The 15926-nt window shown below is 44.3% G+C and carries 12 protein-coding genes and 1 riboswitch; of the genes, 4 read left to right on the top strand and 8 right to left on the bottom strand.

All coding sequences use genetic code 11. The features are described from left to right. Positions 1-74 precede the first annotated feature (74 nt). The 3 genes from dusA to IEE84_RS08595 form a co-directional block, all read right to left on the bottom strand. Entirely contained in the window at positions 75-1058 is a 984-nt protein-coding gene (gene dusA / locus IEE84_RS08605; protein WP_191113879.1) for a tRNA dihydrouridine(20/20a) synthase DusA, read from the bottom strand. 131 nt (positions 1059-1189) lie between these two features. Next, positions 1190-2494: an MFS transporter gene (locus IEE84_RS08600; protein WP_191113878.1), complete on the bottom strand. Its 1305-nt coding sequence runs from the start codon at positions 2492-2494 to the stop codon at positions 1190-1192. A 222-nt stretch (positions 2495-2716) separates the two neighbouring features. Next, a complete protein-coding gene (locus tag IEE84_RS08595) occupies positions 2717-4351 on the bottom strand; it encodes a phospholipase D family protein (protein WP_191113877.1) in 1635 nt (544 codons plus the stop codon). A gap of 431 nt (positions 4352-4782) precedes the next feature. Here IEE84_RS08595 and IEE84_RS08590 point away from each other — a divergent pair, with 431 nt between their 5' ends. The 4 genes from IEE84_RS08590 (at position 4783) to IEE84_RS08575 (ending at position 8715) form a co-directional block, all read left to right on the top strand. Beyond that, positions 4783-6057 carry an O-succinylhomoserine sulfhydrylase gene (locus IEE84_RS08590; RefSeq protein WP_191113876.1) on the top strand — a complete coding sequence of 425 codons (1275 nt, stop codon included), beginning with the start codon at positions 4783-4785 and terminating at the stop codon, positions 6055-6057. Between the two features lie 111 nt (positions 6058-6168). Further along, positions 6169-6498, top strand: a complete 330-nt coding sequence (locus IEE84_RS08585) for a YbaB/EbfC family nucleoid-associated protein (RefSeq protein ID WP_045445429.1) — start codon at positions 6169-6171, stop codon at positions 6496-6498. Positions 6499-6615: 117 nt separating this feature from the next. Further along, complete coding sequence (gene recR / locus IEE84_RS08580; protein WP_057760773.1) at positions 6616-7209, top strand: recombination mediator RecR; 594 nt, start codon at positions 6616-6618, stop codon at positions 7207-7209. Between the two features lie 135 nt (positions 7210-7344). After that, positions 7345-8715 carry a ribonuclease D gene (locus IEE84_RS08575; protein ID WP_224737716.1) on the top strand — a complete coding sequence of 457 codons (1371 nt, stop codon included), beginning with the start codon at positions 7345-7347 and terminating at the stop codon, positions 8713-8715. A 95-nt stretch (positions 8716-8810) separates the two neighbouring features. Here the strand turns inward: IEE84_RS08575 and IEE84_RS08570 are convergent, their stop codons facing one another. The 5 genes from IEE84_RS08570 to gcvT all read right to left on the bottom strand — a co-directional run bounded on the left by IEE84_RS08570 (position 8811) and on the right by gcvT (position 15563). Continuing rightward, positions 8811-9500, bottom strand: coding sequence for an alpha/beta fold hydrolase (locus IEE84_RS08570; RefSeq protein ID WP_191113875.1), 690 nt, complete (start codon positions 9498-9500; stop codon positions 8811-8813). 207 nt (positions 9501-9707) lie between these two features. After that, positions 9708-12605 carry an aminomethyl-transferring glycine dehydrogenase gene (gene gcvP, locus IEE84_RS08565; protein WP_191113874.1) on the bottom strand — a complete coding sequence of 966 codons (2898 nt, stop codon included), beginning with the start codon at positions 12603-12605 and terminating at the stop codon, positions 9708-9710. 167 nt (positions 12606-12772) lie between these two features. Continuing rightward, positions 12773-13531, bottom strand: coding sequence for a nitroreductase family protein (locus tag IEE84_RS08560; RefSeq protein ID WP_191113873.1), 759 nt, complete (start codon positions 13529-13531; stop codon positions 12773-12775). 352 nt (positions 13532-13883) lie between these two features. Further along, a complete protein-coding gene (gcvH, locus tag IEE84_RS08555) occupies positions 13884-14264 on the bottom strand; it encodes a glycine cleavage system protein GcvH (RefSeq protein ID WP_057760766.1) in 381 nt (126 codons plus the stop codon). Positions 14265-14381: 117 nt separating this feature from the next. After that, complete coding sequence (gene gcvT / locus IEE84_RS08550) at positions 14382-15563, bottom strand: glycine cleavage system aminomethyltransferase GcvT (protein WP_191113872.1); 1182 nt, start codon at positions 15561-15563, stop codon at positions 14382-14384. Positions 15564-15731: 168 nt separating this feature from the next. After that, positions 15732-15880: riboswitch (glycine riboswitch) on the bottom strand. Positions 15881-15926 lie beyond the last annotated feature (46 nt).

Here is a 15926-nt window from a genome sequence, read left to right as displayed (position 1 = left end):
ACTAGCCTTAATGATTGCTACTATATAAATTATATCGAAATAGTTAGATATAAAAATTTGGCGACGCGTTAGGATTATGCATCAGGATTTAATAGTAGCACTTCATCGGCAGCTCGCTTAATATCATCAATCGTCAGCTGAGGTTTGCCGCTCAAGGCTTGACGCCATTTACGCGCGCCCATTAGACCTTGGAAAAGTCCCAAATAATGCCGTGTCATCGTTGGCAGCGCTTCGCCTTTTGCGAGTTGTTCTTCGAGATAGGGATATAGCTGCGCTAAAATCTCTGAGCGCTTAGGTATTGTCTCAGGAGTTGCCTCGTCCCATAAGCTATTGGCCTTTGCTAATAGATACGGGTTGTGATAAAACGCCCGACCAATCATCACGCCATCGATATGCTGTAGGTGCGTTCGGATGTCCTCAATTGTATCGATACCACCATTGATTTCAATATCCAGCTCAGGAAAGTCCTGCTTTAGACGGTACACATCATCATAACGTAGCGGTGGTATCTCGCGGTTTTGCTTAGGGCTGAGCCCCTGCAACCATGCGGTACGCGCATGTACGATAAAGCGGGTACAACCTGCCGCTGCGACTGTCTGCACAAAGTCCACCATAAACTCATAACTATCAAAGTCATCGATGCCAATACGATGTTTGACCGTCACTGGAATATCGACTGCAGCTTGCATATGCTTGACCAAATCAGCGACGGTCTGAGGTTCTGCCATCAGACAGGCGCCTATCTTATTGTGCTGTACGCGATCTGAGGGACAACCGACGTTGATATTGACTTCATCATAGCCATACTGCTGAGCAAACTCTGCGCATTGCGTCATCTCACTGATGTCTGCACCGCCGAGCTGCAATACAAGAGGATGCTCAAGCGTATCAAAGCGCAAATGCCGTGCTCGATTGCCATGAATCAATGCACCAGTACTGATCATCTCGGTATAAAGATAGGTATGCGGATTAAACAGTCGTGCAAAATAACGATAATCTGTCGTAGTCCAGTCGATCATTGGCGCAACTGAGAGGCGTTTGTTGGTCATATCAACCATGGTGATCAAGCCTTAATATTTGTGTCTTAAATAAATGGAGAAGGTGCAATGGATGAGACAACCCACTGCACCTTATTTTCAAGATTTTATAGAGCTTCAAGTGTTATGCGAAGCGGCGATTGACTGTTTACTTATACAATAACGTGGTCAATCTTTTTCAGCTCGGGCAAATTATAAAAATAAAGCCCCATGATAATACCGATAAAGCCAATAAAGGCAATGTACAGTGCTGGTGAAAAGCTTACTAGAGTCGTGGCGTATCCAAGACCAAAAGGTATTAGCACACCAGTAATGCCCTGTGTAACATTGTTGCAAAAAGCAACGCCAGTCAGACGTACATTGGTTGGGAACAGCTCTATAAGGATAGCAGGGACCATACCAATCACGCCAGCACAGAAGCCCAAAATCGCATACATGATTAATATATAATCACCGCCCGCCTGCAAATGGTAAAAGAAAGCCAACATTTGGGCAATCAGTAAAATCGAACCGATTACCAACACTTTACCGAAATTCTCGTGATTAGAAATCATCCCATAAAATATACAGCCAAAAATGATAAATACGATGCCCAGGCTATGGGAAAATCCGAATAAATCACTATCCAACGAAAAATTTATCTCTATCAAGTCAGGTAATAGCAAAACGATAACAGTAGAAATACTAGAGATTACTAACGTCAGTACCATACCGATAAAAATGGAATGTTTACAGTGTTTAAAAAGTAACGTCAGTGGCTTGCCTGCATTTTTACTTGCTTTCGGTTTTACGAGTGCTAAAAAGAAAGGCGTTTCTCCAACCAGTCGCCACATTAATAACGGCAAAGCACTTAGTATAGCGGCCACTAAAAATGGCAAGCGCCATCCATATTCAGTTAATTCAGCGGTAGTCATAAAGCTAGAGAGCCACATAAAAAATGCATTTGAAAATAATACGCCTACAAAGAAACTGGCAGTCACGTAGCTACAGGCTACTGATAAATATTGTCTGGGCACATGCTCTGCCACAAATACCCAAGATAAGGGAACATAAAGTCCGTATGCCATACCCTGTATGATTCTTAATAGAATGAATAAAGCAGGCGCAAAAATGCCCCATTGTGCATAAGTGGGCAAAAATGCCATTGCTAGGAGACTACATGCGGTAACTATGATACTTAGCAATAAAACGGGCTTTCTACCTTTTATATCACCATAACGACCGATGAGAACACCTCCGATTGGACGTGCTAAATAACCGATAACAAAAAGCCCCATTCCTTGCAGTTTAGCAATTCTAGGGTCAGCATTAGCAGGAAAAATCGCCGCTGAAACAATATCTGAGATATACAAGTAAATCAAAAAATCAAAAAATATCACAGCGCTGATGAAGCTAATGAACATCACTATGTTTTTGTCTTTAGTAGACATTAGGGCGTATTGAGAACGAGACGGCATAATAGATCACATATCCACAGAGTAAAGTGGTCATTAAGACGATCATCGTTTGGATAACCGGCCATGGTAAAAACGGCAAATCAAGATATATAAAAGATGATTTGCCGAAACAATAAGTTGGGTGTTTAAAATAAAAGTGTTTGAATGGTATTTTGTTTACTTAATACAACTGAGTCGCAAAACTAAATATTCTAGAACTGTCGAAATTAATAAGCTATATATCTACAACAGCCAGTCAATGGGCAACCAAGACATAATGGTTAGCCAAACATGGTCACCCATGTCCACTCGTGGCTCGGAGTCATAGACTACTTTTTCGCCTTTCTCCATGGTGTGCCATTGCAGATTGCCATTTTCTAGTAGCTTGACTTCATATGCTTGATTTAATAGATCGTCGCTCAAAGCGCCATGCAGCTGCCTTGCTAGCTCGTCATCATTAATGATTACACCCATTTCGGTATTGATATTGGCAGAGCGTGGGTCAACGTTGTACGAACCAATAAAGACTTGATAATCATCTACTGCAAACGTTTTTGCGTGCAAGCTAGTCGATGATTGGCTACGTGCCCGCCACAGTTTGTTATCACGTTTTTCTTCAGCAGCGGTTGATTTTAGCTCATATATTTTGACGCCTGAACGAAGCAGGCGAGGTCGCCACTGGCTATAACCAGAATGAACGGCAGTCACATCGGTCGCATCAAATGAGTTGGTTAATATCTTAATATCGACACCAGCTTCAGCCAGTTTAACCAACGTATCGACGCCATCTTTGGTCGGTACAAAATAAGAAGAAATAATCGTCAATTTCTTGGTTGGGCTACCAAGCAAGTTACGCAACTGATGAACCAAGTTAGTATCGGCAGGAACTGTTTTACTTAGTTTGCCGACATCATCACTCAAGAATTGCATATCGGTCCAACGGAAAGGCACACGCTTGTTGATCAAATCACTATCAATCGTAGAATCTTTGATCGCAGCTTTATAAACCGTCAAGCTGCTGCCTTCGTTGTTTTCTTCATCCAGACCGAGCTTATCTAAGGCCTTTAAAAAATCAGGCGTAACGTCATCATCAAATTTCGCTAAGGTCTCGATATCAAATGATAAAGGCGATGACCAATAGTCATAAAAGCTGTTATCAATATCTGCAACGACTTTACCAATCAGTAAGACATCCAAATCTGCAAATTGGCTGCTTTGGTCATTGCTAAGGTATTCGTTGCCGATATTACGCCCGCCGATGATAGTAATTTGCTTATCAAAGGTCATGCTCTTATTGTGCATGCGGCGATTGATACGCGGCAAACCAGTTACATAGTTCAACGTTGGAAACTTACGATGCATCAAAGGGTTGATGATACGCACCGCAATATTGGGGTGACTAGCAAAGCGTAACAAATGCTGGTCGAACTTGGCACTGTTATTAAAATCATCTAACAATAAGCGCACGATCACACCGCGCTCAGCTGCGTCCCATAAGTCTTTTAGTAGAAGCTGCCCAGCCTGATCGTTATGCCAAATATAGTACTGCGCATCAATATTGCGCGTGGCCATATCTGTCAAGATGCTACGTGCCGCAAAAGCATTTGCTCCGGTCACGATTGGGTGATAGCCAGACAAATCAGGATGAATATCGTTCTGCGCACTAATAGCAGAGACCAAGTCAGTGCTGCTAGTCTTAATCGTCTCACCTTGCGTCGTTTGCTCGTCTGAATATAGCGCTTCTACGCGTGCTGATAGTGCTTGGCTTTCTGGTAAATGTGGCTGCTTGGGCAAACTCTGGCAAGCACTAAGACCTAAAGTCAGTCCTAGGGTTAGACTCAACGATAAGCTGCTTGGTTCTATACTGAACATCGACATAACGAATTTACCTTAATGAGCCTAAATGTACTGATAAATAATGATTCTGAGTGTTTGAAACACTCTTGTTAGATGTATTACCAGACTGTTGTTGTATTATGCATGGCAAAATCTAAATCGTCGCTAAGCTTAGCAGCTGTTGCGATATCTGCCTATTATAAATACGTTATTTTTGTTAGATTTAGCGCATGAAATCATTGTTTTTTAAGTAGTGTTTAACTATATATGTGGCAGATTTTAAGTAGTAGAATTGATACATCTTTGGTATTCGAAAATAATATTTAGTGGCCATTTGAAACCAGCTGTGCGGAATAAGTCGACATGATATGATAACGCTGATGAATTCGGTCGATAATCAGAAGAATAAGCAGTCATTTTATTTTAATTAAAAGACCAACCAATAACATATTAACCAAAGTAACGGAACGTTTATGAGTCAGTCGCAAAACCATGATGAGAGCAGTTCGAACAAGTTAGATCCAAACTGGCGCAACGATGCCTTAGATTTAGGGCTTGATTATGGCATGCAGACCATCGCAGTGCGGGCAGGTCAACATCGTACAGACGAAGGCGAGCATTCAGAGCCTATTTTTACCACCAGCTCTTACGTTTATCGCTCAGCCGCTGATGCTGCTGCTCATTTTGACGGTACAAAAACAGGCAATGTCTACTCTCGCCATACCAATCCAAGCATACGTACTTTTGAGCGTCGTTTAGCCGCACTAGAGAATGGTGAACGTGCGGTTGCGACGGCCTCTGGTATGGGCGCTATCTTGACCATGTGCTTGGCATACTTAAAAGCGGGCGACCATCTGCTAGCAGCTAACCAGTTATTTGGCTCATCTATCGGTCTGTTTAATAATTATATGGCCAAGTTTGGTGTTGAAGTCAGCTACGTTGATTGCTTCGACAATGAGGCATGGGCCAATGCGGTTCAACCAAACACCAAAGTAATCTATTGCGAAAGCCCAAGCAATCCATTGGCGCAGATTTGTGATATCGGTTATCTGAGTCAGCTATGTAAAGCCAATGATATATTACTCGTCGTTGACAACTGCTTTGCAACGCCAGCATTGCAGCGCCCGCTAGACTTGGGTGCAGATGTGGTCATTCACTCTGCGACCAAATATTTGGATGGTCAGGGTCGCGTATTAGGCGGGGCGTTGGTCGGTAGTGATAAACTGATGCAAGAAGCATTTACCGTGGTGCGCTCAGGTGGTATTAGCATGAGTCCGTTCAATGCTTGGGTATTTACCAAGGGGCTTGAAACGCTCAAATTGCGTATGCAAGCGCATTGCCAAAATGCCAATCAAGTGGCAGAATTTTTGGTCAATCATCCTAATGTCAGTACCGTACACTTTTCAGGCTTGAGTGACCATCCTGCGCACGAGCTTGCTACACGTCAGCATCATATGAAAGATGGCTACGGTGCTATCATGGGTTTTGAAGTCAAGGCATCTGATAGCCGTGATACCAAAGAAGCGGCGTGGCATGTGATTGATTCAACACAAATGGTCTCTATCACCAATAACTTGGGCGATGCCAAAACCACGATTACTCATCCTGCAACCACCACGCATTTCCGTCTAACTGCTGAAGCTCGTGCCGAAGCTGGTGTCAAAGACGGTCTGATTCGTCTATCGGTAGGTCTGGAAGATGTGGAAGATATTATCAAAGACTTGGCACGTGGTTTAGACAGTTTGTAAAGATAACGGTATAATCTGCACTAACGCATTGCATTAACTTTACGTTATTAATTATTCATTACTATACGCACTAGCATAAAATACAAACCATAAATAACAAAAGAGGCAACTATGAACATTCAAGCATTGATGCAACAAGCACAAACGATGCAAAAGAAAGTAGAAGCAAACGTTGAAAACGCTAAAAAAGAACTTGCTAACAAAGAAGTACAAGCAGAAGCGGGCAGTGGCTTAGTTAAAGTAACGATGACTGGTCGTCATGTGGTTAAGCGTTTGACTATTGATCCAAGCCTGTTAGAAGATGAGCCAGATATGATCGAAGATCTCATCGCTGCTGCTATCAATGATGCGGTTCGTCAAGCAGATGCACTGTATGAAGAAACGATGGCTGGCGCGACTTCAGGTATGGGTCTGCCACCAGGTATGCAAGGCATGTTTTAAGCATTAAATACTTCATACTAAAGACAAAAATGGGGTTGTTATCGATACGATACGACCCCATTTTTATAGCTACGATTTATAAATTCAGTTAGATAAAGTCAACTAAAGGAAGCTACTTTGCTTACAGCCAAATTTGATCAGCTGGTCAAACAGCTGCGTATATTGCCAGGCGTCGGTCAAAAAAGTGCCCAACGAATGGCGCTACATCTGCTCAGTAAAAAACGCCCACAAGGCATGGCACTCGCCCAAGCATTAGATGAAGCTATGCGTGATATTGTTGAATGTCAACGTTGTCATAGCTTCAGTGATGAGGCCGTATGTCCGCTTTGCCAAGATGTTAGACGTGATGACAGTCTGCTATGCGTGGTCGAAACGGCAGCAGATGTGATGGCGATTGAACAGACAGCTGGTTACCGTGGTCGTTATTTTGTGTTGGGCGGGCATCTATCGCCTATTGATGGTGTCAGCGCTGACGACTTAAATATTGATCAACTGGTATGGCGTGTCAAACAAGAGCCTGTCGAAGAGCTGATACTGGCAACAGGCACGACTGTCGAAGGTCAGACTACGGCGCACTTTATTAGTGAGGCTGTCAGTCGTCATGTTAATAAAGTGACGCGTTTAGCACAAGGTGTGCCGATGGGCGGCGAGCTTGAGTATCTGGATAGTATGACGCTTGGTCAAGCCATGCAAAATCGTTCTTTTTTATAATGTTTTGATTGCTTCAAAGTCTTACCCAATTCATTTCTTGGAATTGCTATAATTACTTTATTATTGTTTATCTTTTAATTTTATTAAGGCGCGGTTTAGCGTTTTATTTTCTCCTATTAATGCAGGTATCTGCCCGTGTCCAATAACGTTTCAAACGCCTCAGCTCAATCAAATGCTTCTGATATCAATGATGGCTCATTACAAGAAGCCGCTAATACTGAGCCAATGTCAGTAACTACAGTATCTGAGTCAGCTGCTGATAATCCAGATGTTGAAGTACCTGATATTGAGGTGCTAGGTACTGAGGTGCTAGATATTGATTCACTATTGGATATTGCTGATGACGTTGCTATTACATGGGTACGTAAGCAAGGCGATTTAGATGAGGTTACTGATGCCTTAGCGACTTGTGGACGAGTGGCCTTAGATACTGAGTTTATCAAGCGTGACACTTATTACCCGCGCTTGGCACTCGTGCAGTTGAATACTGGCGATCATGTTTATCTACTGGATGCACCGCAGTTACAACTGGCTGAGCTGTGGGAAGCGCTACGCAAAGTAGATGTGGCTATCTGGCACGCTTGCGGCGAAGATTTGGGCATTTTTTATCTGTTGTCTGGCTGCCCACCGTTGACCAATATCTTCGATACGCAAATTGCGTTGTCTTATCTAACGGGTCAATTGCAAATGGGGTATCAGCAAGCATTGGCTGATCAGCTAGATATGCATATCGATAAAGAACACAGCCAGTCTGACTGGCTCCAGCGCCCGTTGACAGATGAGCAAGAGCAATATGCCATTGATGATGTGCGTTATCTGCCAGCGCTGTATCTCAGTATCGAGCATGCGCTTAAGGCTCAAGGGTTATATGATTACGTTTGGGCTGACTGTCAGCTCTATGCCAGTGATTTGTATGACTCGCAGCACGTCGAAGATGAAGCGATGTATCTCACGATGGCAGATTATCGCTATAATTCGCAGCAAATGGCGATACTCAAAGGAGTGGCTACATGGCGAGAAGAGCTGGCTCGTGCGACCAATCAACCCCGTACTTTTGTGATAAAAAAACAAGCAGTACGAGAGATAGTCACTGAAAAACCAAACAGTATGCGTGAACTGGCACATAAAACGACCATGCACCGTAGTATGCTGCGACTATATGGTGAAGAGCTGCTGAAAGTAATTAGAGATGCCAAGAGTCTACCGCCTACAGAGCATCCAGACTGTCTAGTGCCACCATATCGCTCAAAAAATAAAGTATTATCAAAAGCAGTGCAGCAAGCGATTGATGAGCATGCGCGCGAAATCGGTATACCTGCCAGTGTATTGATGCGTAAAAAATGGCTAGGACAATTATATGAAGTGGTTGCTCTTGATAAAGATGTGAGCGAACTGCCACAAGGGCTAAAAGGTTGGCGTAACGATTGGGTTGTTAAAACCTTAATTCCAGTCATCAAAAAGCATAAAACCGAACTGCAGCAGGGCATGGGTATTCGTGTTCAATAAAGCAGCGTTCGATAATGCGCTGTTTAATAAGGAAGCGTTCGATAAGACTGCGAACTGACCCTCAAGTATTCATACAGCTCTTATTCATACATCTCTTAGCGTTTAAATCGTCCATGCTCTAAAAAGTATCGAGTCTGCTCGGCGACCTCTGGGTTCACTAGCATGCCAGTATGTGAGACTGGCATGACGATATGATCAGCTGCAGACGCTATTTTCGTCTCTTCTATATATACTGTCCCGTCATGTGCAAGTTGCTCGTTAAGAAGTGGCTTGTCGGATTTACGCAGTTTGCGATTGTGATATTGCAAAAATAGCTGACCTAGACCATAAGGTCGGTTGCCAGCGATGACGCCTAACGTCACGTATTTGGGCAATGGTGCGACTGTACCGTCGAGTGCGTCGACATACGAGCGACCTACGACAACAGGAGTCAGTCGCCAGATATAATCTGCACAAACACTGCCTATATGCGGTGTCCCTAGCGTCACACAACGTCCAATTTTCCATTTTGGATACTGAGCGACAAAATCACGAATGATTAAGCCGCCTAAACTATGCCCGACCAAATCTATAGGATGATCTGGGTGATGGTTTGTTTCTAGCCAGCTATTTAGGCGAGCGCTATTGGTTTTGATACCATCACGCATACTACGGTAGCCATACTGATGGGTATTAAATCCTGCTGCCTGTAAGCGCTTGGCTAATGGTCGCATGATCCATGGGGTTTGGTGTAGCCCATGAATTAGAATAACGCGAGTTTTTTGTTTAGGCGCTTTATGTTGCATAGCAGTGTCCAAATGATTGCTTCAGAAATTTAAGATAAATAGCTTATCATCAATATAAGCTTTTATTACATTGAGTTCTTATCGTTTATTTTATTGATAATATTACCTGCTAACCTAATAGATAAAAAGTCAGCAAAATAAAAACCTCCAAGTCAGTAGCTGACTTGGAGGTTTTTTACTACAGAGAATAACTATCGAAAGTGATAATTACATATAGTTTTCGATACTTGGGCAAGAGCACATTAGGTTCTTATCACCATAAGCATCATCGACACGAGCGACACTTGGCCAGAACTTGTTTGCACGGATGTACGGTAGTGGGAACGCAGCAGTCTCACGGCTGTATGGATGCGTCCACTCTTCGCTAGTAATCATAGCTGCCGTATGCGGTGCATTGACTAATGGGTTGTCTTCTAGCGTCCAGTTATCTTCACCAGCTTTGGCCTTCATGGCTTCAGCTTTGATAGACTTCAGCGCACTGATAAAGCGATCCAACTCTTCTTTTGACTCAGACTCTGTTGGCTCAATCATAAGCGTGCCAGCGACTGGGAAGCTCATCGTTGGTGAGTGGAAACCATAGTCCATCAAGCGCTTAGCGATATCGCTTTCTGTGATGCCAGTCTCTTCTTTTAACGGACGAATATCGATGATACATTCGTGAGCCACACGGCCGTTTTTGCCAGCATACAAGACAGGGTAATGTCCTTTTAGTTCAGCTGCCACATAGTTGGCGTTCAGTAATGCCAACTCCGTTGCTTTTAGCAGACCATCGCGGCCCATCATAGCAATATACATCCATGAGATAGGTAAGATGCTCGCTGAACCGTAAGGTGCTGCTGATACTGCTGAGCAGTCTTTTTGTGCATTGTGTACAGGGCTCAAGGTATGGTTGGCCATAAACGTTGCCAAATGCGCCTTCATACCGATAGGGCCCATGCCTGGACCGCCGCCGCCATGCGGGATGCAGAAGGTCTTATGCAGGTTCATGTGTAGTACATCAGCACCAACGTCTGCAGGCTGCATCATGCCTACCTGAGCATTCATGTTCGCGCCGTCCATATAGACCTGACCGCCATGTTTGTGAGTCAAATCACAGATATGACGGATGCCTTCTTCGAATACACCGTGCGTCGATGGATAAGTAATCATTAAAGCACCTAGGCGGTCGCTATATTCTTCACATTTGGCAGTTAGATCATCGATATCAACGTTGCCGTTTTCATCAGTTTTGACCACGACTACTTGCATACCCATCATCATAGCAGTAGCAGGGTTGGTACCGTGCGCCGACATTGGAATGAGGCACACATCGCGATTGGTTTCGCCCAATGACTCATGATAACGGCGAATCGCTAACAGACCAGCATATTCACCAGAGGCACCAGAGTTTGGCTGCATAGAGACATCATCAAAACCAGTAATGGCTTTTAATTGATCTTGCAAGCTATCGATCATCGCGATATAGCCAGTGACTTGGTCACGCGGTGCAAAAGGATGCACATTGGCAAACTCAGGCCACGTAATCGGTAGCATCTCACTGGTGGCGTTTAGCTTCATGGTACAGCTACCCAGTGAAATCATGCTGCGGTTCATCGCCAAATCTTTGTCTTCAAGCGACTTTAGGTAGCGTAGCATTTCATGCTCGGTATGATGCGAGTTGAATACTGGATGAGTCAAGATATCATCCGTACGCAGGTGTGCGCTATCTAGAGAGACGCGAGCTGTTTCAGGTAGATCGTGTGACTTATTGACGAACAACTGAGTTAACGTGTTGAAGTCTTGCTGATCGCTGGTTTCACTAAAGGCAACGCTCAATTTGGTGTCGCTTAGACGCCATAAGTTATAGCCAACGTTGTCTGCATTTTTAAAGATTTGAGTAGCAAGCTTCTCTGAACCACAATCAACCACGACTGTATCGAAGAATTGATCATGTACCACGCTCAAGCTGCTGTCGTTAGATTCTGTGATAGCATCAGCAAACGCAGTGGCAAACGCATGAATACGAGTGGCAATACGTTTCACGCCGCCTGGACCATGATAGACCGCGTACATACCAGCGAGGTTGGCTAGTAATACTTGTGAGGTACAGATGTTTGAGTTGGCTTTTTCGCGGCGGATATGCTGCTCACGCGTTTGTAGAGCCATACGTAATGCAGTATTGCCTTGAGCGTCTTTTGATACGCCAATGATACGACCAGGCGCTGAACGCTTAGCTTTATCAGAGAACGCAAAATAAGCGGCATGTGGACCACCAAAGCCCATTGGGATACCGAAACGCTGAGTACTACCTAGCGCTACGTCAGCACCCATATCGGCTGGTGATTTCAATAACACCAAGCTCATGATGTCACTTACGACACTGACATATGTCTTATTTTCTTTTACTGCACTGATAACGTCTGTTAAGTCTTTAACGTCACCTTCAGCACCAACGTACTGGAATAGAGCACCGAAATAGTCGCCAGATTTAGCGGTTTCAAAATCACCAACGACGACTTCCCAACCAAAGTATTTCGCACGAGTATTAATAACATCTAGTGTTTGTGGATAGACGCGCTCATCGACGAAATACTGTGTTGATTTACTTTTGCTCACACGCTTTGACATCGCCATCGCTTCTGCGGCTGCTGTTGCTTCATCAAGCAATGATGCACCAGCTAACTCAAGACCAGTCAAATCGATACATACTTGTTGGAAGTTCAGCAATGCTTCTAGACGACCTTGAGCGATTTCCGCTTGGTAAGGCGTATAAGCGGTATACCAACCTGGATTTTCGAGAACGTTGCGCTGAATGACAGCTGGCATACGAACCGGAGAGTAGCCTTGACCGATATAGCTTTTATTAACAGTGATGTCGTCTGCCATCGTGCGTAGTTTGGCAAGTGCAGCATGCTCACTCATCGCCACTGGCAAATCCAATTCTTTGTGCAAACGTACTGGCTCAGGCACAGTGTCATTGATAAAGCTTTGCATATCTTTATAACCAACAGCGCTGAGTAGGTCAGCTTGCTTGGTCTCGTTCGAACCTAAGTGGCGATAGACAAATTCAGCTTCGTTGAACAATCCTTGAAAGGTATCAAACGATGGGTTTTGAGAGATAGTCATGACAATCCTTGGTTAAGGGAGTAATAAAGAAAATAGCTATAGCCCATCCTCTATGAATTAGATACGGGGTCAGTCTCGTTTAGTCTACTACTTGTAGTACTTTCACTCGGCTTCCTTGTATCTAAATCATATTGAACTGACTATAAAATCATAGTGTGAGCGGTACGTTATACGTAATGCACAAACTGTTTTTGATCAAAACGGAACTGAGTGTTGTAAACGCCATTGTCAGCACGTTCACCTGCGCCAATCATCATAATGATATGTTGATCGTCGCCTAGGCCTAGTAATCGCTTCATAGCAGGCTCATCAAAGCCGCCCATAGCACAGCTATCAAACCCATGAGCACGTAGTGCTAGCATGAGGTTTTCGGCGGCAAGTGCGGTGTTATTGGTTGCCCAGTTTTTGGTGTCTTCAAACGTATAGTAAGGCGACTTGATTGGGCCTTTTACGCGTCTGACCACTTGCGTCGCGCCCCATTTCGCAGCCGAAACCACGTTGGCTGGGCCGCGCAAAAAGTCCATCGTGACGACTTTGTTGTAGTAGTCTTTCACTTTCTTTGGCACTGGCTGATCAGGGTATTCGCGCAATACTTGCTTAGCGTGATCGTGCCAAACGTCAGTACGAGCAACGATGGCAATCAAACGGGCTGATGTTTTTGCGGCGTTTTGATTCATGCAGTTTTTGATGGCGCGTTTGCGATTGTCAGCATCATCGATAACATAAAATTCCCACGGCTGTAGGTTGCTAGAGTTTGGTGCTAGCATGGCCAAACGCAGACAGTCTGCCAATACGTCGTCAGGGATAGGTGTGTCAGTAAAACGGCGCACGGAACGGCGTGACTCTACGATATCGCGAAATGCTTGTAGCTGCGGCGTATGGTTTGGTGTGGCAATGGGGTCTTTATTATCGGTGTTGGCATTCATATTAGGATCCATGCTGAGAATTGGGTTATCAGTTTGCGTCGTTATTGATAGCACGTATTCATTGGGATTCGAATAGGTGATCAATACGAGTCAATGAGATAACGCTTGGTAGCAATAACATCGGACGATAATGATTGTTGGAGATCTACATATAAAGCTACTTTCAAATAATAAGCATGGTCAATGAGCCAATACTTTTCATGAGAAAGGTTTTTAAATCGTTTAAATAGAGAGTATAGATACCAGCTGCTGCCAGTATCTATGATTTTTAGTCGGGGCTAGTGCTTTGTATAAGCTAACGTCTTACAAATGCTAATTTCCTGCGAGAGCATGCTTAGCTTACGTGCTTAGCTTATAAGTCGCTTTCGTACTCGTCAGCAGTCATTAGTGCTTCGTAGTCAGCGATGTTGTCAGGCTTCATTCTGAAGAACCAACCTTCGCCGTATGGGTCAGAGTTGATGATTTCAGGATCATCTTCTAGTGCTTCGTTGATAGCGATGACTTCACCTGAAATAGGCGCATAAACGTCAGAAGCCGCTTTTACTGATTCAACAACTGAGATTTCGTCATCAACAGCGATGATATCGCCCACATCTGGTAGTTCAACGAATACCACATCACCCAATAGATCTTGAGCATGGTCAGTGATACCAACAGTGATTGTACCGTCGTCTTCTAGGCGTAGCCACTCGTGACTCGCAATATATTTTAGCTCTGCTGGGATGTTGCTCATGGTCTCTCTCCTAAGTGATAGAGGTTAATTAACAAAAATAATGGAGGCTGGGCGTGTCGTCATTTGTATAATTGCGTGTAAAATGACAACGCGCTCTAATGATAGAATTTATAAGACCTAAGAGTCAAACTGTTGCTTGCCGTTGCGGACAAAAGGTAGCTTTAGTACGCGTACATCGACGAACTTACCTTTGCCGCGTAGATCGACTTGTACGCTGTCATCTTCTGATAAGCTGGCAGGCACACGGGCAATCGCGATTGAATTTTTTAGGCTAGGGGAGAATGTACCACTGGTGATAATGCCAGTTTGCTCGTTATCAGTGCCTTGATTGATAGTCACTGTCATGCCTTCACGCAATACGCCACGCGTGGTCAATAGCAAGCCCACTTGCTTCATAGCGGTGTTGTTTTCTTTTGACTGCTTACGTTTGCTGACCAATGCTTCACGACCGACAAAAGTTCGGTCATCTTTGAGCGCTAGCGTCCAGCCCATGTTGCACTCGTAAGGGCTGATGGTCTCGTCCATGTCATGACCATAAAGGTTCATGCCTGCTTCCATACGCAAGGTATCACGTGCGCCAAGACCGGCAGGTTTGATGCCATTTGCTTTTAGCTGCTCAAAGAAAGCAGGGGCATCATCGGCATGCATAATGACTTCGACGCCATCTTCACCAGTATAGCCAGTACGAGCCACAAACCAATCAGTGCCTTCGATATCAGTCAAATCAGCACCAACGAAAGGTTTTAGTGCTGCTAAGGTATCTGCCCAACTTGGTTTGGCTTGAGCCAGTTTTGCAATAGCATTTGGACCTTGGACGGCAAGCATAGCAAGCTCAGGACGCTCGGTAATCTCAATATTGAAGCCTTCGGCGACTTTATCAAACTGTGCTAAATCCTTGTCACGAGTGGCTGCGTTAGAGACGATACGGTATTCCGTTTCTTCTGCATTCATCAGGTAGACGATCAAATCATCGATGACACCGCCTTGCTCATTGAGCATGCCAGAGTAAAGCGCTTTACCAGCGGTAGTGAGTTTATTGACATCGTTTGCGAGCAGCTTTTGTAGCCATGCTTTAGTATCAGTGCCTTTGATGTCAGTCACAACCATATGTGAGACATCAAACATACCTGCATCTGTACGTACCGCTTCGTGCTCTTCGATTTGTGAACCGTAATGAATGGGCAATTCCCAACCAGAAAAATCGACCAGTTTGCCCTCGCTATCAATATGAGACTGGTAAAAAGGGGTGCGCTGAGGAGCTTGGTTGCTGCTAGAGTCTTGAGAATGGGTATCAGTCATAACAAATCCTTATGTGTACATCAGTCGTACTCGGTAGAGTAGGGAGTGATGCGCAACGTAAAAGTAGCGAGAAGCAATATTGCAAGGTGCAAATATCACATCAAAGGGTGACACAGAAAGTAAAGATGAAGACGTAAGCCAAACAGACGCTATACGTCGGTTTGAGCTAAAGCCCTATCTGTCCTGTGACCTGAGATTTTCAACACGAACCATCATTTTTGGGCAGTTATATGAGCCCTATCATCGATGATAGCGTATTTTCTCCCCTTCGGTGGGTAAGACGTCGTCCGTTCTTACCACTCTCCAGATTTGTTATGCCTTATGTTTGATAAAAAAGTAGTGCGCTATGAGCGTCATACTACT

It is taken from the genome of Psychrobacter sp. 28M-43, from assembly GCF_014770435.1.
Taxonomy (GTDB): Bacteria; Pseudomonadota; Gammaproteobacteria; order Pseudomonadales; family Moraxellaceae; genus Psychrobacter.
The sequence above is the reverse complement of the archived record's forward strand: the minus strand, read 5'-3'. Positions and strand labels throughout refer to the sequence as shown.